Here is a 21,951-nt window from a genome sequence, read left to right on the forward strand (position 1 = left end):
CCTGACTTGAAAAGTGGCGCGTTAGTATACACATTAGTAAAAGCGGCGTGCGGATCAGTTTGCATACGTTGGTCAAATTCTGTATGATTCGCCGCCTTTGGTGTACTTTACGCCAAAGAACTTACAATCAACATCGCGTGGTGTCTGGCGTTAGGGCTGGAAGAGCGACGCGGCCTTAACTGAGGTTCTCCCATGAAAAAAGATATTCACCCGAAATACGAAATGATTACTGCAAACTGTTCTTGCGGTAACTCTATCCAGATCCGCTCTACCGTGGGTCACGATCTGAACCTGGACGTGTGCGGCAAATGCCACCCGTTCTACACTGGTAAGCAGCGTGACGTTGCAACCGGTGGCCGTGTTGACCGCTTCAACAAGCGTTTCAGCATCCCGGGCGCTAAATAAGTTTCCCGAAAAAAGGCACCGCAAGGTGCCTTTTTTGTATCCGCTTCTCAGTATTCCCACGTATCCGGGTCAATACCCAGTTCACGCATGATCACCTTCGCCTCTTCCGGGATTTCATCACTGCGCTCTTTGCGCAGATCTTCATCGTTCGGCAACGGTTGACCGGTAAACGCATGCAGAAACGCTTCGCACAGCAGTTCGCTGTTGGTCGCGTGGCGCAGGTTGTTCACCTGACGACGCGTACGTTCATCGGTGAGGATCTTCAACACCTTCAGAGGAATGGAAACCGTAATTTTCTTTACTTGCTCACTCTTCTTACCGTGCTCAGCGTATGGGCTGATATATTCGCCGCTCCATTCAGCCATGAGATACCTTTAATCCTCTCAGTCATTTATTTAAAGGTGCAAAACCTGTAACCACCCGTTTTGAACCGCAATCTTGTCTAGTTTACCGTAGAGACGATACCGTGGCACGGATATTGCCGCTGCAGCGTGCACTAAAGCATATAATTTTAACGGCTATTTGCGCATTGCTCAATCTATACGCAAAGAAGTTTAGATGTCCAGATGTATTGACGTCCATACTTTCAATGTTTACTCTGGTGCCTGACTTTTCACCTCATTCGCCAGGAAGCCCTCACCATGACGCGTAAACAGGCCACTATTGCAGTGCGTAGCGGATTAAATGATGACGAGCAGTACGGCTGCGTTGTCCCGCCGATTCATCTTTCCAGTACTTATAACTTCACCGGATTTAATGAACCCCGCGCGCATGATTATTCGCGTCGTGGCAACCCTACGCGTGACGTGACCCAGCGCGCGCTGGCCGAGCTGGAAGGTGGCGCAGGTGCAGTATTAACCAATACGGGGATGTCCGCCATTCACCTGGTGACCACGGTGTTCCTGAAGCCGGGCGATCTGCTGGTCGCGCCGCACGACTGCTACGGCGGCAGCTATCGTCTGTTTGACAGCCTGGCGAAACGCGGCTGCTATCGCGTGCTGTTTGTCGATCAAAACGATGAAAAGGCGCTGAAACAGGCCCTGGCAGAGAAGCCGAAGCTGGTTCTGGTGGAAAGTCCAAGCAATCCGTTGTTGCGCGTTGTCGATATTGCGAAAATTTGTCAGCTCGCAAGGGATGCGGGAGCGATAAGTGTAGTGGATAATACGTTCCTCAGTCCGGCCCTTCAGAACCCACTCGCACTGGGTGCCGATCTGGTATTGCATTCATGCACTAAATATCTGAACGGCCATTCTGATGTGGTGGCGGGCGTGGTGATTGCTAAAGATCCCGACGTTGTCACCGAACTGGCATGGTGGGCCAATAATATTGGCGTCACCGCGGGGGCCTTCGACAGCTATCTGCTGTTGCGCGGCATCCGCACGCTGTCGCCGCGCATGGACTTGGCGCAGCGCAATGCCCAGGCGATTGTCGATTTCCTGAAAACCCAGCCGCTGGTGAAGAAGCTCTATCACCCGTCGCTGCCGGAAAATCAGGGGCACGAGATTGCCGCGCGTCAGCAGAAAGGGTTTGGCGCGATGTTAAGTTTTGAACTGGACGGTGACGAGCAAACGCTGCGTCGCTTCCTGAGCGGGCTGTCATTGTTTACGCTGGCGGAATCCTTAGGTGGGGTTGAAAGCTTGATCTCCCACGCCGCGACCATGACGCACGCAGGTATGGCACCGGAAGCTCGTGCCGCCGCCGGAATTTCCGAGACGCTGCTGCGTATCTCAACCGGCATTGAAGATTCTGAAGATTTAATTGCCGATCTGGAAAATGGCTTCCGGGTCGCAGCCAAGGGGTAATCATGAGTGTGATAGCGCAGGCAGGGGCGAAGGGTCGTCAGCTGCACAAGTTTGGTGGTAGTAGTCTTGCTGATGTGAAATGTTACCTGCGCGTTGCAGGCATCATGACGGAATATTCACAGCCGGGTGACATGATGGTTGTCTCGGCGGCGGGCAGCACCACCAACCAGTTGATTAGCTGGCTGAAACTGAGCCAGACCGATCGCCTTTCTGCGCATCAGGTGCAACAGTCCTTACGCCGCTACCAGAGCGAGCTGATTGCCGGCCTGCTGCCTGCGGACGTGGCGGACGGGCTGATCGGCGCCTTCACGCATGACCTTGAGCGTCTGGCTGCCCTGCTGGACAGCGGGATTACCGACGCGGTGTATGCCGAAGTGGTGGGCCACGGTGAAGTGTGGTCCGCGCGCCTGATGGCCGCCGTGCTGCAACACCTGGGCGTGGACGCAGCCTGGCTCGACGCGCGTGATTTTCTGCGCGCTGAACGCGCCGCGCAGCCACAGGTGGATGAAGGGTTGTCCTACCCGCTGCTGCAACAGCTGCTGGTGCAGCACCCGGGCAAACGTATTGTCGTCACCGGCTTTATCAGCCGCAGCAACGCGGGCGAAACCGTGCTGTTGGGCCGTAACGGCTCCGACTACTCGGCAACGCAGATTGGCGCGCTGGCGGGCGTCTCCCGCGTCACCATCTGGAGCGACGTGGCCGGTGTGTACAGCGCGGATCCGCGCAAAGTAAAAGATGCCTGCCTGCTGCCGCTGCTGCGTCTCGACGAAGCCAGCGAGCTGGCGCGTCTGGCCGCGCCGGTACTGCACGCGCGCACGCTGCAGCCGGTTTCCGGCAGCGATATCGACCTCCAGCTGCGCTGCAGTTACACTCCGGATCAAGGCTCCACGCGCATTGAGCGCGTGCTGGCGTCCGGTACCGGGGCGCGTATTGTCACCAGCCACGACGACATCTGCCTGATTGAGTTCCAGGTGCCTGCGGGCCAGGACTTCAAGCTGGCGCATAAAGATATCGACACGATCCTGAAACGCGCCCAGGTGCGTCCGTTGGCCGTTGGCGTGCATAACGATCGTCAGCTGCTGCAGTTCTGCTACACCGCTGAAGTGGCGGACAGCGCGCTGAAAATTCTGGATGAAGCTGGCCTGCCGGGCGAGCTTCGCCTGCGTCAGGGGCTGGCGCTGGTGGCGATGGTGGGCGCGGGCGTCACCCGTAACCCGCTGCACTGCCACCGATTCTGGCAGCAGCTGAAAGGCCAGCCGGTGGAGTTCACCTGGCAGTCGGAGGAGGGCATCAGCCTGGTCGCCGTTCTGCGTAAAGGGCCAACCGAGAGCCTGATCCAGGGCCTGCATACCTCTCTGTTCCGCGCGGAAAAGCGCATCGGTCTGGTGCTGTTCGGGAAAGGCAACATCGGTTCCCGCTGGCTGGAGCTGTTTGCCCGCGAACAGGTGACGCTCTCGGCGCGTACCGGATTCGAATTCGTTCTTGCGGGCGTGGTGGACAGCCGCCGCAGCCTGCTGAACTACGAAGGGCTGGACGCCAGCCGCGCGCTTGCCTTCTTTAATGATGAAGCCGTAGAGCAGGATGAAGAGTCGCTGTTCCTGTGGATGCGCGCGCACCCGTATGACGATCTGGTGGTGCTGGACGTTACCGCCAGCGAACAGCTTGCGGATCAGTATCTGGATTTCGCCAGCCACGGTTTCCACGTTATTAGTGCGAACAAGCTGGCGGGGGCGAGCAGCACCGATAAATACCGCCAGATCCACGACGCGTTTGAAAAAACGGGGCGCCACTGGCTTTATAACGCCACCGTTGGGGCTGGCCTGCCGGTTAACCACACCGTGCGTGACCTGATTGAAAGCGGCGACAGCATTCTGGCGCTGAGCGGTATCTTCTCCGGCACGCTCTCCTGGCTTTTCCTGCAGTTTGACGGCACCGTACCCTTCACCGACCTGGTGGATCAGGCATGGCAGCAGGGCTTAACCGAGCCCGATCCGCGCGTTGACCTTTCCGGCAAAGACGTGATGCGTAAGCTGGTGATCCTGGCGCGTGAGGCCGGTTACGACATTGAACCGGATGCCGTACGCGTCGAATCGCTGGTGCCTGCCGGCTGTGAAGAAGGTTCTGTGGACCATTTCTTTGAAAATGGTGAAGAGTTGAACGAGCAGATGGTACAGCGTCTGGAGGCGGCGAACGAGATGGGGCTGGTGCTGCGCTATGTGGCGCGTTTCGAGGCCAACGGAAAAGCGCGAGTCGGCGTCGAGGCGGTGCGTCCTGAACATCCGCTGGCGGCGCTGCTGCCGTGCGATAACGTCTTCGCCATCGAAAGCCGCTGGTATCGCGATAACCCGCTGGTGATCCGTGGTCCTGGCGCGGGGCGCGATGTCACCGCTGGAGCCATTCAGTCCGACATCAACCGTCTGGCTAAGCTGCTGTAACTCCTCACCCTGGCCCTCTCCCCGGACCGTACAGTGGGAGAGGGCACCTGTCAGGACAGATTAAACCAACCGGTTTTTCGCATCCGCTATCGCCTGCGCCACCTGCTTAGGCGACACGCCGCCTTTCGCGGCACGTTTATCCAGGCAAGACTGCAGCGCAAGGATCGGATACACATCATCCCCGATAACCGCGCTGAACTTCTGCAGGTCGGCCAGCGGCAGATCTTCCAGCGGTTTACCCTGACGAATGGCTTCCACCACCGCTTCACCCACAATATGGTGCGCTTCACGGAACGGTACGCCTTTCGCCACCAGATAATCCGCCAGTTCGGTAGAGTTCGCATAGCCCTGCTGCGCCGCTTCCTGACAGCGCGGACGTTTCACCTGAATGCCGTCCAGCACCAGCGCGCCCATATGCAGACAGTCCAGCCAGGTGTCGAGCGCGTCGAACAGCCCTTCCTTGTCTTCCTGCATGTCTTTGTTGTACGCCAGCGGCAGCCCTTTCAGGGTCATCATCATGCCGGTCAGCGCGCCCTGCACGCGGCCACATTTGCCGCGGATCAGCTCAAGCGCGTCCGGGTTTTTCTTCTGCGGCATCAGGGATGAGCCTGAGGTCACGCGGTCAGACAGCTCGACGAAGCCCGCTTCGCCAGAGTTAAAGAAGATCAGGTCTTCGGCAAAGCGCGAAAGGTGCACCATTCCGATAGACGCATTGGATAGCAGCTCCAGCACGTGGTCGCGGTCAGACACGCTGTCCAGGCTGTTACGGGTGGCTGAGGCAAAGCCCAGCCAGCCTGCCAGCTGCTCACGGTCGATTTCATACGCCGTACCGGCCAGCGCGCCGCTGCCCAGCGGGCTGACGTCCAGACGTTTCAGGGTATCCTGAAGACGGCTTTCGTCACGCGCCAGCATCTCGACGTAGGCCAGACACCAGTGTGCGAAGGTCACCGGCTGCGCGCGCTGCAGGTGGGTATAACCCGGCATCACCGCATCCTGGTTGTTCTGCGCGGTCTCGACCAGCGCGCTCTGCAGCTGACGGTTAGCCGCCAGCAGTTCGCCAACGGTATCTTTACACCACAGCTTCAGATCGGTGGCGACCTGGTCGTTACGGCTGCGGCCGGTATGCAGCTTTTTACCCAGCTGGCCGACTTTGTCGATAAGCTTGCCTTCCACCCAGCTGTGAATATCTTCAGCATCGCTTTCGAGGATCTGCTGCGGATTAAGACGTACCTCTTCCAGCAGATTGTTCAGCGCTTCTTCCAGCCGTAATTGTTCGTCTGCGGTCAGTACGCCCACCGTCACCAGCGCTTTGGACCAGGCCACAGAGCCGACAATATCCTGTTCGGCCAGGCGGTAGTCGAAGCGCAAAGAGTCGTTGAACTGTTTGAACCGCTGATCCGCTGCCTGTGTAAAACGCCCACCCCAAAGTGCCATAACATGATTCCTTTATTCGTTAGTTCTGCCGGGTGGCGCTTCGCTTACCCGGCCTACGGTCATTCAATAAAAACTTACGCTAAAATACGCGTGCCAATCGGCGTGCCGTTAAACAGCGCCGGCAGTTGTTCCGCGTGACGCCAGGAGGCGATATCCACCGGACGGCCCAGCGTGCGTGCGGCATCCAGCGCGGCGTTCACTTTGACGATCATGCCGTCGGTAATAATACCCTGAGCAATCAGCTGCTCGGCTTTCTCAGCCGTCATTTCCGCAATGCGCTGGCCTTTGCCGTCCAGAATGCCGCTCACGTCGGAAAGCAGGATCAGATCCGCGCCCAGCGTTGCCGCCAGAGCCGTCGCCGCCTGGTCAGCGTTGACGTTCATCAGATCGCCCTCTTCGGTCACGCCGATAGAGCTCACCACCGGCAGGAAACCCCCTTCCAGCAGCGTGTTAATTAGCTTAGGCGAACCTGGCTGCGCCAGTCCAACGTGACCGAGCTCTTCGTCGAGCTGGGTCACTTTTACGCTGTCGCCATCGCCCAGATAGAGGCCCACGGACGCGATGTGGTGTTTCTTCGCCCACGCCAGCAGCGTTTTGTTCGCCGTGCCCGCCAGCGCGCCGGTAATGATGTCAATCTGGTCAGCAGGCGTGACGCGCAGGCCGTTCTTCTTTTTCACCGGCAGGTTGAGCCCTTTCATCAGCTCGTCCACCACGCAGCCGCCGCCGTGCACAATCACCAGCGGACGCTGGTGTGATTCGCGATAGTTCACCAGCGCGGTAAACAGACGCTCCAGCGCTTCTTCGCTGTCCAGCAGTACACCACCGAGTTTGATAATTAATGGGTTCATCATCACACCTTAAATAAGAGCCTGCGTTTCAGGGAAGCCGAAACGAATATTTGCACACTGCATTGCCTGTGCGGCAGCGCCTTTCAGTAAGTTATCTTCTGCGGCCACCACGATGAGATGCTCACCCTGAACGGCAAAGCCGATATCGCAGAACGGCAGGCCGACCACGTTTTTCAGCGCCGGCACGCCTTTGTCGTACAGGCGCACCAGCGGTTTGTCCGCATACGCCTGCTTGAAGGCCTCGTTCACCTGCTCTTTGGTCACGCCCGGTTTCAGGCGACAGGTAATGGTTTCGAGGATCCCACGCGGGAAGCTACCCAGGTGCGGGGTGAAAATGACGTCCGCGCCCAGATGCGTCGTGATTTCAGGGTGATGACGGTGATTAAACACGCCATACGGCTGAAGGCTCACTTCGCAGAAGCTGTTGGAGATAGCCGCCTTGCGGCCTGCGCCGCTCACGCCGCTGGTGGCGTTGATCACCGGCCACTGGCTCAGATCCAGCAGGCCCGCGTCGATCAGCGGCTTCAGGGAAAGCTGCGCCGCCGTCGGGTAGCAGCCCGGAACGGCAATCAGGTCCGCTTCTTTCAGTTTGTCTGCGCTCCACTCCGCCAGGCCGTACACCGCTGTTTCCAGCAGATCCGGATGCTGATGGGTGAAACCGTAATATTTTTCGTAGAACGCGCCGTCATTCACGCGGAACGCGCCGGAAAGGTCGAAGACCACGCAGCCGGCCGCCAGGAACTGCGGCGCCAGGTCGTGGCTGACCTCGTGCGCGGTGGCTAAAAACACCACGTCGACGCCGTCGGTAAACTCGCTGATGTCAGACATGGGCTGCAGCGGCAGATCGACCAGGCCCTTAAGCTGCGGATGCAAATCGGAAATTAACTTTCCTGCATCATTGCTTTGCGCTGACACGGTCAAAGCGGTTATGGTCATATGTGGATGGCGATTCACGTAGCTTACAAGCTCTGCGCCCGCATAACCGCTAGCGCCTACAATCAGCGTATTCAACATCGGGTTCCTTTATGCTCAACGTTAGTGTATTTTTATTCACATTTATTGCATGAATATTGATACTATCACGACCTAAGGTGTGTCAACAATGAAAATGAACTTACCGCCATTTATCGAGATCTACCGCGCCCTGATTGCCACACCGTCCATCAGCGCAACGGAAGAAGCGCTGGATCAGAGCAATGAGTCTTTAATCAATCTGCTGGCGGGTTGGTTTAGCGATCTTGGGTTTAACGTTGAGGTTCAGCCCGTCCCCGGAACCCGCCACAAATTTAACCTGCTCGCCAGCACCGGAACCGGTGCGGGCGGCCTGCTGCTGGCCGGTCATACCGATACGGTGCCGTTTGACGACGGCCGCTGGACGCGCGATCCATTCACCCTGACCGAGCACGACAACAAGCTTTATGGTCTGGGCACCGCCGACATGAAAGGCTTCTTCGCCTTTATCCTCGACGCGCTGCGTGACGTGGACGTGACGAAGCTGAAAAAACCGCTCTACATTCTGGCGACCGCCGATGAAGAAACCAGCATGGCGGGCGCGCGCTACTTCTCTGAAAACACGTCGATTCGCCCGGACTGCGCGATCATCGGCGAGCCGACGTCTCTGCAGCCGATCCGCGCGCACAAAGGCCATATTTCTACGGCCGTGCGCGTGCTGGGCCAGTCCGGCCACTCCAGCGATCCGGCGCGCGGCGTGAACGCCATTGAGCTGATGCATGACGCCATCGGCCGTATCATGACCCTGCGCGACGATCTGAAAGAGCGCTACCACTACGACGCGTTCACCGTGCCGTATCCGACCCTGAACCTCGGCAGCCTGCACGGCGGCGATGCCTCGAACCGCATCTGCGCCTGCTGCGAACTGCATATGGACATTCGCCCGCTGCCGGGCATGACCCTCAGCGATCTCGACGGCCTGCTGAATGAAGCGCTGGCTCCGGTGAGCGAGCGCTGGCCGGGCCGCCTGACGGTCTCCGAACTGCATCCGCCGATCCCGGGTTACGAATGCCCGCCGGACCATCAGCTGGTTGAGGTGGTGGAAAAGCTGCTCTGTGAGAAAACCGACGTGGTGAACTACTGCACCGAAGCGCCGTTTATTCAGACGCTTTGCCCTACGCTGGTCCTGGGCCCCGGCTCCATCAACCAGGCGCACCAGCCGGATGAATATCTGGAAACCCGCTTCATCAAGCCAACCCGCGAACTGATTACCCAGGTTGTGCATCACTTCTGCTGGCATTAAAACCGCACCGTACATCCCATAGGGGAGAGGACTGCGCGATGCGGTTTTTTCCCCTTTACCCAAAGGGGTGTACGGTCCTGGGGAGGCGATGTCTCACTCCCTACCACCCATCATGAACTTTCTTCATCTTTCCTGAGCAAACCTCACCGTTATTGTTGATTATTTATGTTGACGTCCCTCCGCTTTTCCGTCATTTTTACATCTGGACGTCTAAACGTATAGAAGTTCACAACACAACAAATAACGACATGCGATTGATAGAGGTAAGGTATGAGCTTTTTTCACGCCAACCAGCGGGAAGCACTGAATCAGAGCCTGGCCGAAGTAAACGGCCAGATTAACGTCTCTTTTGAATTTTTCCCGCCGCGCACCAGTGAAATGGAGCAAACCCTGTGGAGCTCTATCGATCGTCTTAGCAGCCTGAAGCCGAAGTTCGTCTCCGTGACTTACGGTGCTAACTCCGGCGAGCGTGACCGTACGCACAGCATCATTAAAGGCATCAAAGATCGTACCGGTCTGGAAGCGGCGCCGCATCTCACCTGTATCGACGCGACCCGCGACGAGTTACGGGCCATCGCCCAGGATTACTGGAATAATGGCATTCGTCATATCGTCGCACTGCGCGGTGACCTGCCGCCGGGCAGCGGTAAGCCGGACATGTATGCCGCCGATCTGGTCGCGCTGCTGAAAGCCGTGGCCGACTTTGATATCTCCGTTGCCGCTTATCCTGAGGTGCATCCGGAAGCGAAAAGTGCCCAGGCCGATCTGCTTAACCTGAAGCGTAAAGTGGACGCCGGCGCGAACCGCGCCATTACCCAGTTCTTCTTTGATGTGGAAAGCTACCTGCGTTTCCGTGACCGCTGCGTCTCCGCGGGCATCGACGTTGAAATTATTCCGGGTATTCTGCCGGTCTCTAACTTCAAACAGGCGAAGAAGTTTGCTGATATGACCAATGTTCGCATTCCGCTGTGGATGTCCAAAATGTACGAAGGGCTGGACGATGATCCGGAAACCCGCAAGCTGGTGGGGGCCAATATCGCGATGGACATGGTGAAAATTTTAAGCCGTGAAGGGGTGAAAGATTTCCACTTCTATACGCTGAACCGCGCGGAGATGAGCTACGCCATTTGCCATACGCTGGGCGTTCGTCCGGCGTAACAAGCACAAAGCCCTCGTTTTACGAGGGCTTTTTTATCACGCGAATAGTTAAAAGGTATTAGCTATCGAATCTGTGGATTAATTCAACTATAACTTATTGCTAGTGGTGTATATCGTAACGGTAACACTGTAAAAGGGAGCATAGCGATGAGCACGTCAGACGAGACCAATAAAGCGGCATCGGTCGGCAAATGCCCGTTCCACCAGGGCGGCGTCGATCACAGCGCGGGGGCAGGTACAGGCAGCCGCGACTGGTGGCCAAAACAACTCCGCATCGATCTTCTTAATCAACATTCCAATCGTTCGAACCCGCTGGGTGAAGACTTCGACTACCGCAAAGAATTCAGCAAACTTGATTACTCCGCCCTTAAAGGCGACCTTAAAGCCCTTTTAACCGACTCTCAACCGTGGTGGCCTGCCGACTGGGGCAGCTATGCGGGCCTGTTTATCCGTATGGCCTGGCACGGCGCGGGTACCTATCGCTCCGTTGACGGACGCGGCGGTGCCGGACGCGGTCAACAGCGCTTTGCGCCGCTGAACTCCTGGCCGGATAACGTGAGCCTGGATAAGGCGCGCCGTCTGCTGTGGCCCATCAAGCAAAAATACGGACAAAAAATTTCCTGGGCCGACCTGTTTATCCTCGCGGGTAACGTGGCGCTGGAGAACTCCGGCTTCCGTACGTTTGGTTTTGGTGCCGGGCGTGAAGACGTCTGGGAACCAGACCTGGACGTGAACTGGGGTGATGAAAAAGCCTGGCTGACCCACCGTGACCCGGAAGCGCTGGCCAAGCGTCCTCTGGCCGCCACCGAAATGGGCCTGATCTACGTTAACCCGGAAGGGCCAAACGCCAGCGGTGAACCTCTGTCTGCTGCGGCGGCAATTCGCGCGACCTTCGGCAACATGGGGATGAACGACGAAGAGACCGTTGCGCTGATCGCGGGCGGCCACACCCTCGGCAAAACCCACGGCGCGGGTGAAGCCACGCACGTCGGCACCGACCCGGAAGCCTCGCCGATTGAAGCGCAGGGCCTGGGCTGGGCCAGCACGCACGGCACGGGCGTTGGCGCAGATGCCATTACCTCCGGTCTGGAAGTCATCTGGTCGCAAACCCCGACCCAGTGGAGCAACTACTTCTTCGAGAACCTGTTCAAATACGAATGGGTGCAGACCCGCAGCCCGGCGGGAGCGATTCAGTTTGAAGCCGTGGATGCGCCGGAAATCATGCCTGACCCGTTCGACCCGTCGAAAAAACGCAAACCTACCATGCTGGTCACCGACCTGACGCTGCGTTTTGACCCGGAATTCGAGAAAATTTCCCGCCGCTTCCTGAACGATCCGCAGGCCTTCAACGAAGCCTTCGCGCGCGCGTGGTACAAGCTGACCCACCGCGATATGGGGCCAAAATCGCGTTACCTTGGCCCGGAAGTGCCGAAAGAAGATCTGATCTGGCAGGACCCGCTGCCGCAGGCGGTGTTCAATCCGTCGAAAGAAGACATTGAAAGCCTGAAGACGGAAATCGCTGCCTCTGGCCTCTCCGTGAGCGAACTGATTTCCGTTGCCTGGGCGTCAGCTTCAACCTTCCGCGGCGGCGACAAGCGCGGTGGCGCCAACGGCGCGCGTCTGGCGCTGGCCCCTCAGCGCGACTGGGATGTGAACGCCGCAGCGGTTCGCGCGTTGCCGGCTCTGGAAGCTATCCAGCGCACCACCAACAAAGCCTCTCTGGCGGATATCATCGTGCTGGCGGGCGTGGTGGGCGTTGAGCAGGCGGCGAAAGCGGCAGGCGTTTACGTCAACGTTCCGTTCACCCCGGGCCGCGTCGATGCGCGTCAGGATCAGACGGATATCGAGATGTTTAACCTGCTCGAACCGATTGCCGACGGCTTCCGCAACTACCGTGCGCAGGTGGATGTGTCCACGACAGAGTCACTGCTGATTGATAAAGCCCAGCAGCTGACGCTGACCGCGCCTGAGCTGACGGTGCTGATCGGTGGCCTGCGCGTGCTGGGTGCCAACTTTGATGGCAGCAAGAATGGCGTGTTCACCGACCGCGAGGGCGTGCTGAGCAACGATTTCTTCGTGAACCTGCTGGACATGAACACCCAGTGGAAGGCGACCGACGAATCTAATGAACTGTTTGCCGGAAGCGATCGCGCCAGCGGTGAAGTGAAATACACCGCCACCCGCGCCGATCTGGTCTTCGGTTCTAACGCCGTTCTGCGCGCGCTGGCAGAAGTTTATGCCAGTGATGATGCGCATGAGAAGTTCGTCCGTGACTTCGTTGCCGCATGGGCGAAGGTGATGGATCTGGACCGGTTTGACCTGCAGTAACCCCTGTGCCGGGTAGCGCTGACGCTTACCCGGCTTACGGGCAAAAAAATCCCCGCTGATGCGGGGATTTTTATTCACGCTATTTACTCCCACTCCTGCAGGAACCGCTGCCCATACTGGTCGGCCACCAGCAGCGCCGCATACACCTGATCCGGCGTTACGCCGCCGGGCATGTTGTGGATAGTTTCCCCTTCGGCACAGGAGGCTTCCGCGATCAGACGCATTTTGGCCGGAATATCCTCTTTGATGTTCAGCTGCGCCAGCGTGATCGGCAGCCCAACGCTGTGACAAAGCGCCGCGACGGTCTCTATTTCATCTACCGGCGCGTTTTCCAGTACCAGCTGCGTCAGCGTACCAAACGCCACTTTTTCACCGTGATAGAAGTGGTGCGCGTCCGGTACCGCCGTCATACCGTTATGAATAGCGTGCGCTGCGGCCAGTCCGCCGCTTTCAAAGCCCACGCCGCTGAGATAGGTGTTGGCTTCGATAATGCGTTCCAGCGCCGGCGTAACCACATGCTGTTCCGCTGCAAGCATGGCCTTTTCACCTTCTTCAATCAGCGTGTTGTAGCACAGCTCGGCCAGCGCGAGTGCAGCCTGCGTACATTTGCCGCCAGCCATGGTGGTCGCGCCGCTGCGCGAGCAGGCGCGTGCTTCGAACCAGGTCGCCAGCGCATCGCCAATCCCGGCGGCCAGCAGACGTGCCGGCGCCCCCGCGACTACTTTGGTGTCGACGATAACCATGTTCGGGTTGTGCGGCAGCATCAGATAGCGGTCGAACTCGCCGCTGTCGGAGTAAATAACGGAAAGGGCGCTGCACGGCGCATCGGTGGAGGCAATCGTCGGGGCAATAGCCACGGGAACGTCCATAAAATGGGCCAGCGCTTTGGCGGTATCCAGCGTTTTACCGCCGCCAATGCCCAGCACCGCCAGACAGTCGGCGCTGTCGGCCAGCTTTTTCAGACGATCGATTTCATTTTGTGAACATTCGCCACCAAACGGCGCGATTTCGGCATGCAGTTCGGCTTTTTTAAAACTCTGGCGCAGGGTCTCTTCGGCAAAACCCAGAACAAATTTATCGCCGACAACCAGCCAGCGATTGGCCAGGGGTTTCAGATAGTCGCCGAGACGGGTAAGCACATCAGCGCCCTGGATGTATTTTCCCGGCGATTGAATGATACGGTCCATAACAGTTCTCCCTTAGAGGTTGAGGTTACCAAACGCGTTTTTCCAGTCCTGCTCGAACTTCTCTATGGCTGACTCTACCGCTGGCGTGCCGAGCATTTGTTGCGCTACGTCTAAGGGAAGCGTGATTGCCTCGCATCCCGCCAGCAGGCAGTCCAGCGCCTGCCGCGGCGTTTTGAAGCTGGCGGCCAGCACTTTGCTTTCCGGTGCGTGCAGTTCCAGCAGGGACTGCAGCTCCTGGACCATGCGAATGCCATCACCGCCCTGAGCGTCAACGCGGTTCACATACGGCGCGACATATTTCGCGCCTGCCAGCGCGGCAAGCAAACCTTGTGCCGCGCTATAAACGGCGGTCCCCAGCGTGGTTATACCCTCTTTTTTCAATGCTTTAATCGCGATGAGCCCCTGAGCCGTCACCGGGATTTTCACCACGATGCCGGGGACGGCGTTACTCAAACGTTTTGCCTCCGCTACCATGCCTTCTGCATCGCGGCTCATGGTTTGAGCAAACAGCGTGCCTTCCGGTCCAGTGGCTTTTTGCAGGCGCGGGAGCACGTCCCAGATGGATTCACGGCTAGCGGCAATGATGCTCGGGTTGGTGGTAACGCCCGCAATAGGGAAGATGCGGGCCAGACGTTCAACTTCCGCCACGTTGGCGGTATCCAGATACAGTTCCATTACTCTTCCTCGTTTCAGAGTTCTAATTCGTGTTGCAGCAGGGAGGCGATGGCCTCTTCTGAGCTGGCGTTGACCAGCGCACTGCGGAAATCGTCATGCATGATGCGGCGGGCCAGGCGGGAGAAAATACGCATATGCTGATCTCCAGCGGCGTGTTTGTTCAGCGTCAGCATGATGATGAATTGTGCTTCTTCATCTCCCCACATGACGGGGGATTTCAGGCGCGCAACGCTGATGGTGGATTGCTCAATATGCTCAGACTTGCTGTGCGGAATGGCGAAGCTGAAGCCAAGCCCGGTGGAGAAAACGGCTTCGCGCGCCCACAGATCGGCCTCCAGCTTGCGGGGGTAGCGGCAACGTCCTGCGAGCAGCAGGTTATCGGTCATCCCTTTCATGACCTCTTCTTTGCTGTTCCAGTCGTTATCCAGTGAAATGCAGCGAGGTGTGACCAGCGGTGTGTCCTGCTGATTCATGCGGAACTGCGCCAGCAGGTGTTCCACTTCAAGCGAAGTGCGACACGCCATGGCCTGATTCAGCAGCTGGCGGCAGGCGCGGCTATCAAGCTGTGCCAGTCGCGCTTTGGTTGCCGGAATAGCGGGCGACCCCATGCTCAGCTCGTCCAGTCCCAGACCCACCAGCAACGGCAGCACTGAACCTTTTGCGCCCAGCTCTCCGCACAGGCCAATCCATTTCCCCTGGCGATGGACGGCCTGTACCGCATAATCCAGCGCCCTCAGGAAGGCCGGGTTCAGGCTGTTGTAGTGGCGTGTGACTTTGGCGTTGTCGCGGTCGACGGCCAGCAGATACTGCGTCAGGTCATTGCTGCCGATGCTAAAGAAATCAATTTCTTCGCAGCACTGATCGATAATGAACATCACCGAAGGCACCTCCAGCATGATGCCGAGCGGGATTTTCTCATCAAACGGAATGTGTTCAGCGCGAAGCTGCTGTTTCGCTTCGGCAAGTTTCTCTTTCACCCACAGGATCTCTTCCATGGAAGAGATCATCGGGATCATGATCTTCAGGCTGCCGTGAGCAGAGGCGCGCAGGATCGCCCGAAGCTGAGTGGTGAAAAGGGCGGCATACTCTTCGTAAATACGTACGGCGCGGTAGCCGAGGAACGGGTTGTTTTCGGCCGGGATATTCAGGTACGCCACCGGTTTATCGCCGCCGATATCCATGGTGCGCACGATAATGCTGCGCCCGTTTGCACTTTCCAGCGCCTGACAGAAAATGTTGTACAGCTCGTTTTCGCCGGGCGCGCTGGTACGGTCCATATACAGCATTTCGGTGCGAAACAGGCCAACGCCCTCGGCGCCGTTCCCGAATGCTGCCTGCGCTTCCACCGCGTGGGCGATGTTTGCGGCGATCTCAATGCGCAGGTCATCGGCGGTTCTGGCTTCCCGGTCAAGCCAGATGCGCTGCTGCTCGCGGAGTGCCTGCTGTACCCGTGCTTCCTGGCGGTAGTAGCGTGCCACCGCATCGCTGGCGTTGACCACGACCGCACCGGCATTGCCATCAATAAATACGGGTTTATTGCGCCACTGCAGCAGGCTTTCACTGTCGACGCCGACCAGCGTCGGAATATTAAAGGAACGTGCAAGAATAACGGTGTGCGAGGTTGTTCCACCGCTTTTTAACAGCAGCCCCTTAAGCAAGGTTTTATCGAGCTCCAGGAACTGGCCGGGCGTAAGATCATCCGCCAGACAAACGGTCGGCTGCGTCAGCTGGCCCGGTGCGGGGAAGCGCTGTTCACCGTAGATTTGCTGCAGCAGCTGATAGCAAACATCGCGCACATCCAGCACGCGTTCCTGCAGATAGCTGCTGCTGGAACGAGAGAACGCATCGCAGAAATGGTTAGCTGTGGCGATTATAGCCTGCGCGCAGCTCAAACCCTGGCTCACTCCTGCAAGGAGATGCTGACGCAAAGAGGTATCCGTTGCCAGCGAACGATGTGCCTCAAGAATGGCGCTGGCGGTGCTGTCGCTGTCCAGCGCGCGCAGCTCAATGTTTTTCACCAGCAGGGTGAGGCCTTTATCCAGCGCTGACTGCTCTTCTTCCACGTTTTTCGCGTCGGGTAAATCCGTCAGTGCATTGAGATCCAGCGAGGTCAGCAAGGTTAACACGCCCCGGGCGCTGCCGCTGCAAACGGGCAGGGCGCGAAAAAGCGTTGGATTAAGGCGCGTGAGAGATTCTGGCAGCGGATCAAGCTCGGTATTGGGGGCTTCCGCAAGCGGCGCGTCGCAGTGGGGAAACTCTTCCCGGAGCCATTGTTCCAGCTGTTGATGGGCGCTCTGCTCATCTTCACCGTGGATCACCAGACGACAGGCGTCGCCTGCCAGCGTGTCGGTACCAATGAGTGCCAGTGCACTCTTGGCATTCCCTTTGCGGTCTGTGCGCAGGTTGTGCCACTCGATTTGCGAGATAAATGTATTGCACAGCGTCTCTACATGACTTGCCGGACGCGCGTGAACACCGTTGGGCAATTCACAGGTAAATTCCACTACCAGAGCCATACACACTCCTGAAACTCATCATCATTCATTGGGGAACAGCATACGAGTGTGTTGATGGCGCGCGCCATGTGACAAATCTGCCAAAAGCTGGACAAATGTAATATCAGGTGAAAAGTGAGATTTGACTCACAGGTTATGGTGGTTTGTCTTATGCGTAACGTCTATCCAAAATGTCGAGGCGGATCGCATTTTTATTTCGATATTACAAAAATCCAGTAAATGGCCTTTTTGTCTCCTGTCCGCCGTCTTCCTGATTGCCTATTGTTTGCCACAACATCTTTATGGTTTTAGGCCAGGAGCGACATATGAAAGAGTTGGTGCATATTCTCAAGAACACGCGGCAGCATCTGATGACCGGGGTGTCGCACATGATCCCGTTCGTGGTCGCGGGCGGTATTTTGCTGGCGGTTTCGGTCATGCTGTACGGCAAGGGCGCGGTACCGGATGCCGCAACCGATCCTAACCTCAAAAAGCTATTTGATATCGGCGTGGCGGGGTTAACGCTGATGGTGCCTTTCCTGGCCGCCTATATTGGCTATTCCATTGCCGAGCGCGCCGCGCTTGCTCCCTGCGCTATTGCCGCGTGGGTCGGTAACAGCTTCGGTGCCGGTTTCTTCGGCGCCATTATTGCCGGGATCCTCGGCGGGATTGTGGTCTGGTATCTGAAAAAACTGCCGGTCCCGAAAGTCCTGCGCTCCGTCATGCCTATCTTCATCATCCCTATCATCGGCACCTTTGTTACCGCAGGCATCATGATGTGGGGTCTGGGCGAACCTGTTGGTGCGTTGACGACGGGCTTAACCCAGTGGCTGCAAGGGATGCAGCAGGGCAGCATCGTTGTGTTGGCCATCATCATGGGGTTGATGCTGGCCTTCGACATGGGTGGCCCGATTAATAAAGTCGCCTATGCCTTCATGCTGATCTGCGTTGCTCAGGGCGTCTACACCGTGGTGGCGATTGCGGCAGTCGGTATCTGTGTGCCACCGCTGGGATTAGGCCTGGCGACGTTGATTAATCGCAAGAATTTTACCGGTGAAGAGCGTGAAGCGGGTAAGGCTGCATTAGTGATGGGCTGCGTGGGGGTTACCGAAGGGGCCATTCCGTTCGCCGCTGCCGATCCTCTGCGCGTTATTCCCTCCATCATGCTGGGATCCGCGTGTGGCGCAGTGACGGCTGCCGTGATGGGGGCGCAATGTTATGCCGGCTGGGGCGGGCTTATTGTTCTCCCTGTGGTGGAAGGCAAACTGGGCTACATCGCGGCGGTTGCCGTAGGGGCGGTGGTGACGGCCATTAGCGTCAACGTGCTGAAGAGTATTGCCCGCAAGAATGCAAAACAGGTCGAGGAAAAAGAGGACGACCTGGATCTGGATTTTGAAATTAACTGAGTGAGGAAGAGAAGATGGCCCGAATTATCGCAGTAACAGCATGCCCGTCTGGCGTTGCCCATACCTACATGGCGGCCGAAGCGCTGGAAAGCGCCGCTAAAGCCAAAGGCTGGGAAGTAAAGGTTGAAACGCAGGGGTCGATTGGTCTTGAGAACGAGCTGAATGCTGAGGATATCGCCGCAGCGGATATGGTGATCCTGACCAAAGATATCGGCATTAAATTTGAAGAGCGCTTTGCCGGGAAAACCATCGTGCGCGTCAACATTAGCGACGCGGTAAAACGCGCCGACGCCATCATGAACAAGATTGATGCCCACCTGGCGCAAACCGCCTGACGCTCTCCCGCCCTTCGGGGCGGGCTCGTTTTCCGTTACAGGAGTTCCCTCATGACGAATCGTACCCAGCGTTTGAAAGACGCACTTTTTGCCAGCCCACGTGAAATCTCGCTTGAGCGTGCTTTGCTCTATACCGCCAGCCATCAGCAGACGGAAGGTGAGCCGGTTATCCTCAGGCGTGCAAAAGCCACGGCGTACATTCTTGACCATGTGAACATCGCGATTCGTGATGAGGAACTGATTGCCGGAAACCGGACCGTTAAACCGCGTGCGGGCATTATGTCGCCTGAGATGGATCCGTACTGGCTGCTTAAGGAGCTGGACCAGTTCTCCACTCGTCCACAGGACCGCTTCGAGATCGGCGAAGCGGATAAACAGATCTACCGTGACGTGCTGTATCCCTACTGGGAAAAACGGTCAATGAAGGATTTCATTAACAGCCAGATGACGGATGAGGTGAAAGCCGCTGTGGGGACGCAAATTTTCAGCGTCAACCAGACGGACAAAGGGCAGGGGCATATCATTATTGATTATCCGCGCCTGCTCAATAACGGCCTGGGTGTGCTGGTGGAGGAATTGCGCGAACGCTGCGCCCGCGATGCGCAGAACACGTTCTATGCCGCCGCGCTGATTCTGCTTGAAGCGTCCCAGCGTCATATACTGCGCTATGCATCACTGGCTGAAGAGTTGGCTGCAAGCAGCGATGCAGCACGGCGTGAAGAATTACGGAAGATGGCAGAAATCTCGCGCCACAACGCGCAGCATAAGCCGCAAACGTTCTGGCAGGCGTGTCAGCTCTTCTGGTACATGAACGTTATTTTGCAGTATGAATCCAACGCAAGTTCGCTCTCCATCGGGCGCTTTGACCAGTACATGCTGCCCTTTTATCAGGCCTCGCTCTCACAGGGCGAAGCGCCCGTTTTCCTGAAAGAGATTCTGGAATCGCTGTGGGTGAAGTGCAATGATGTGGTGCTTTTACGCTCGACCAGCAGCGCCCGCTATTTTGCCGGATTCCCGACCGGGTATACCGCACTATTGGGCGGCCTGACGGAGAACGGTCGTAGCGCGGTGAATGTGCTTTCCTTCCTGTGCCTGGATGCTTATCAGAGCGTTCAGCTTCCTCAACCGAACCTTGGCGTGCGGGTTAACGAACTTATCGACCGTCCTTTTCTGCTTAAAACGGCGGAGACGATCCGCCTGGGCACCGGTATCCCGCAGATTTTCAATGACGAAGTGGTGGTGCCCGCTTTCCTGAATCGGGGGGTGTCGCTGGAAGATGCGCGCGACTACGCGGTGGTTGGCTGTGTAGAACTGTCAATTCCGGGTAAAACCTACGGTCTGCATGATATCGCGATGTTTAACCTGCTGAAGGTGATGGAAATCGCGATGCAGGAGAACGAAGGCAACGCAGCGCTGAGTTATGAAGGCTTGCTGGACCATATTCGCGCCAAAATTAATCACTACATTGCGCTGATGGTTGAGGGGAGCAACATCTGCGATATCGGCCATCGAGACTGGGCACCGGTACCGTTGCTCTCTTCATTTATCAGCGATTGTCTTGAATCAGGGAAAGATATTACCGACGGCGGGGCGCGGTATAACTTTTCTGGCGTTCAGGGAATCGGGATAGCCAACCTGAGCGATTCACTGCACGCCCTGAAAGGGCTGGTCTTTGAACAGCAGCGCTTAAGTTTTGATGAGCTCTTAGCCGTGTTAAAAGCGAACTTTGCCACCCCAGAGGGCGAAAAGGTGCGTGCAAGGTTGATCAATCGCTTCGAAAAATACGGCAATGATATCGATGATGTCGACAATATCAGCGCTGAACTGCTGCGCCATTACTGTAAAGAGGTCGAAAAATACCGGAACCCGCGCGGCGGACAGTTCACGCCAGGCTCTTATACCGTATCGGCACACGTGCCGCTGGGGGCGGTGGTGGGAGCTACACCGGATGGCCGCTTTGCCGGAGAGCAACTGGCTGACGGTGGGCTCTCGCCGATGCTTGGGCAAGATATGCAGGGCCCAACGGCGGTATTAAAATCGGTAAGCAAGCTGGATAACTATCTGTTATCTAACGGTACGCTGTTAAACGTTAAATTTACCCCTGCGACGCTGGAAGGCGATACCGGGCTGCAAAAGCTGGCGGATTTCCTTCGCGCTTTCACCCAGCTTAAGCTGCAGCATATCCAGTTTAACGTGGTGAACGCGGAAACATTGCGTGAAGCGCAACAGCGTCCACAGGATTTTGCCGGGCTGGTGGTGCGCGTTGCCGGATACAGCGCCTTCTTTGTCGAGTTATCGAAGGAGATCCAGGATGACATTATCCGCCGCACAGCACATCAGCTGTGACGTGGTTGAAACGCGCGTCGACGTGGCGCGTATTTTCAACATCCAGCGCTACTCACTGAACGACGGAAGCGGCATCCGCACGGTGGTTTTTTTTAAAGGCTGCCCTCACCGCTGTCCGTGGTGTGCGAATCCGGAGTCGATCTCCCCGAAAATCGAGACGGTGCGCCGGGAGAGTAAATGCCTGCACTGTGCTCCCTGCCTGCGGGACGCTGAGGAGTGCCCGTCCGGCGCGTTCGAGCACATCGGGCGCGATGTGACCCTGGATGAGCTGGAAAACGAGGTAATGAAAGACGATGTCTTCTTTCGTTCCTCGGGAGGCGGGGTGACGCTTTCGGGCGGGGAAGTGTTGCTGCAGGCGCCTTTCGCGACACAGCTTCTACAGAGGCTGCGTCGTTTCGGCGTGCATACGGCCATCGAAACGGCAGGCGATGCGCCTTTGTCCCGATTAATGCCGCTGGCTCACCAGTGTGATGAAGTGCTGTTTGATTTGAAGATCATGGACACGGCGCTGGCCCAATCCGTTTTGGCTATGAATCTCCCCAGGGTGCTGGATAATTTCCGCCAGCTGGTGGCTGACGGGATAAACGTGATTCCCCGCGTCCCGCTTATTCCTGGCTATACGCTTAACGAAACGAACATGGCGCGCGTGCTGGCTTTCCTGTTACCTTCAGGAATACGGCAGCTGCATTTATTGCCCTTCCATCAGTATGGGGAGCCAAAATACCGTCTGCTGGGACAGGTGTGGGGAATGCGGCAAGCGATCCCGCCGACAGAAGATGAGGTGTCAGCGATGCGTCAACTGGCCGAGTGCGAAGGTTTCAATGTTACCCTGGGAGGCTGAAC

17 protein-coding genes are annotated in these 21,951 nt (G+C 57.4%); 10 read left to right on the plus strand and 7 right to left on the minus strand.

Annotated elements, in window-relative coordinates:
* Positions 1-192 precede the first annotated feature (192 nt).
* Positions 193-405, plus strand: a complete 213-nt coding sequence (rpmE, locus tag AC1VYI_RS01900) for a 50S ribosomal protein L31 (protein WP_003862040.1) — start codon at positions 193-195, stop codon at positions 403-405.
* A gap of 47 nt (positions 406-452) precedes the next feature.
* Here the strand turns inward: rpmE and metJ are convergent, their stop codons facing one another.
* The gene (metJ, locus tag AC1VYI_RS01905) at positions 453-770 is read right to left on the minus strand and encodes a met regulon transcriptional regulator MetJ (RefSeq protein WP_007369220.1); all 318 of its coding nucleotides are present in this window, start codon (positions 768-770) and stop codon (positions 453-455) included.
* 276 nt (positions 771-1,046) lie between these two features.
* On the opposite strand from metJ, the gene metB reads away from it, so the two are divergent.
* Together metB and AC1VYI_RS01915 are read left to right on the plus strand one after the other, a co-directional pair.
* Positions 1,047-2,207 carry a cystathionine gamma-synthase gene (gene metB, locus AC1VYI_RS01910; RefSeq protein WP_134867014.1) on the plus strand — a complete coding sequence of 387 codons (1,161 nt, stop codon included), beginning with the start codon at positions 1,047-1,049 and terminating at the stop codon, positions 2,205-2,207.
* A gap of 2 nt (positions 2,208-2,209) precedes the next feature.
* Positions 2,210-4,642: a bifunctional aspartate kinase/homoserine dehydrogenase II gene (locus AC1VYI_RS01915; protein WP_134867015.1), complete on the plus strand. Its 2,433-nt coding sequence runs from the start codon at positions 2,210-2,212 to the stop codon at positions 4,640-4,642.
* 60 nt (positions 4,643-4,702) lie between these two features.
* Here AC1VYI_RS01915 and argH read toward each other — a convergent pair whose 3' ends face one another.
* From argH to argC, 3 genes are all read right to left on the minus strand, one after another.
* Positions 4,703-6,076 (minus strand): argininosuccinate lyase, encoded by a 1,374-nt coding sequence (argH, locus tag AC1VYI_RS01920; RefSeq protein WP_045404247.1) that lies wholly within the window; start codon positions 6,074-6,076, stop codon positions 4,703-4,705.
* 74 nt (positions 6,077-6,150) lie between these two features.
* Positions 6,151-6,927: an acetylglutamate kinase gene (argB, locus tag AC1VYI_RS01925; RefSeq protein ID WP_100245666.1), complete on the minus strand. Its 777-nt coding sequence runs from the start codon at positions 6,925-6,927 to the stop codon at positions 6,151-6,153.
* Positions 6,928-6,933: 6 nt separating this feature from the next.
* Positions 6,934-7,938 carry an N-acetyl-gamma-glutamyl-phosphate reductase gene (argC, locus tag AC1VYI_RS01930; protein WP_134867016.1) on the minus strand — a complete coding sequence of 335 codons (1,005 nt, stop codon included), beginning with the start codon at positions 7,936-7,938 and terminating at the stop codon, positions 6,934-6,936.
* Between the two features lie 88 nt (positions 7,939-8,026).
* On the opposite strand from argC, the gene argE reads away from it, so the two are divergent.
* From argE to katG, 3 genes are all read left to right on the plus strand, one after another.
* Positions 8,027-9,178: an acetylornithine deacetylase gene (gene argE / locus AC1VYI_RS01935; RefSeq protein WP_134867017.1), complete on the plus strand. Its 1,152-nt coding sequence runs from the start codon at positions 8,027-8,029 to the stop codon at positions 9,176-9,178.
* 270 nt (positions 9,179-9,448) lie between these two features.
* Positions 9,449-10,336, plus strand: a complete 888-nt coding sequence (metF, locus tag AC1VYI_RS01940) for a methylenetetrahydrofolate reductase (protein WP_134867018.1) — start codon at positions 9,449-9,451, stop codon at positions 10,334-10,336.
* A 147-nt stretch (positions 10,337-10,483) separates the two neighbouring features.
* Positions 10,484-12,664, plus strand: coding sequence for a catalase/peroxidase HPI (katG, locus tag AC1VYI_RS01945; RefSeq protein ID WP_047743346.1), 2,181 nt, complete (start codon positions 10,484-10,486; stop codon positions 12,662-12,664).
* Positions 12,665-12,747: 83 nt separating this feature from the next.
* Here katG and gldA read toward each other — a convergent pair whose 3' ends face one another.
* From gldA to ptsP, 3 genes are read right to left on the minus strand one after another with little or no spacing between them, the layout of a single operon-like run.
* The gene (gene gldA / locus AC1VYI_RS01950; RefSeq protein ID WP_045404252.1) at positions 12,748-13,851 is read right to left on the minus strand and encodes a bifunctional L-1,2-propanediol dehydrogenase/glycerol dehydrogenase; all 1,104 of its coding nucleotides are present in this window, start codon (positions 13,849-13,851) and stop codon (positions 12,748-12,750) included.
* Positions 13,852-13,863: 12 nt separating this feature from the next.
* The gene (gene fsa, locus AC1VYI_RS01955) at positions 13,864-14,526 is read right to left on the minus strand and encodes a fructose-6-phosphate aldolase (protein ID WP_023309673.1); all 663 of its coding nucleotides are present in this window, start codon (positions 14,524-14,526) and stop codon (positions 13,864-13,866) included.
* A 14-nt stretch (positions 14,527-14,540) separates the two neighbouring features.
* Positions 14,541-17,042, minus strand: a complete 2,502-nt coding sequence (gene ptsP / locus AC1VYI_RS01960; protein ID WP_134867019.1) for a phosphoenolpyruvate--protein phosphotransferase — start codon at positions 17,040-17,042, stop codon at positions 14,541-14,543.
* A 305-nt stretch (positions 17,043-17,347) separates the two neighbouring features.
* Here ptsP and AC1VYI_RS01965 point away from each other — a divergent pair, with 305 nt between their 5' ends.
* Genes AC1VYI_RS01965 through AC1VYI_RS01980 form a run of 4 tightly spaced genes read left to right on the plus strand, consistent with a single transcriptional unit; the run spans position 17,348 to position 21,949 of the window.
* On the plus strand, positions 17,348-18,427 hold the full coding sequence (locus tag AC1VYI_RS01965; protein WP_023309671.1) for a PTS fructose transporter subunit EIIC: 1,080 nt from the start codon (positions 17,348-17,350) through the stop codon (positions 18,425-18,427).
* Positions 18,428-18,441: 14 nt separating this feature from the next.
* Positions 18,442-18,762: a PTS fructose-like transporter subunit IIB gene (locus tag AC1VYI_RS01970; protein ID WP_023309670.1), complete on the plus strand. Its 321-nt coding sequence runs from the start codon at positions 18,442-18,444 to the stop codon at positions 18,760-18,762.
* 51 nt (positions 18,763-18,813) lie between these two features.
* Positions 18,814-21,108 (plus strand): formate C-acetyltransferase, encoded by a 2,295-nt coding sequence (locus AC1VYI_RS01975; RefSeq protein ID WP_134867020.1) that lies wholly within the window; start codon positions 18,814-18,816, stop codon positions 21,106-21,108.
* A complete protein-coding gene (locus AC1VYI_RS01980) occupies positions 21,074-21,949 on the plus strand; it encodes a [formate-C-acetyltransferase]-activating enzyme (RefSeq protein ID WP_063408244.1) in 876 nt (291 codons plus the stop codon). Before AC1VYI_RS01975 ends, AC1VYI_RS01980 begins: the two co-directional genes overlap by 35 nt.
* Positions 21,950-21,951: the final 2 nt, after the last annotated feature.

Source organism: Enterobacter sp. QK-SA4 (assembly GCF_056856775.1).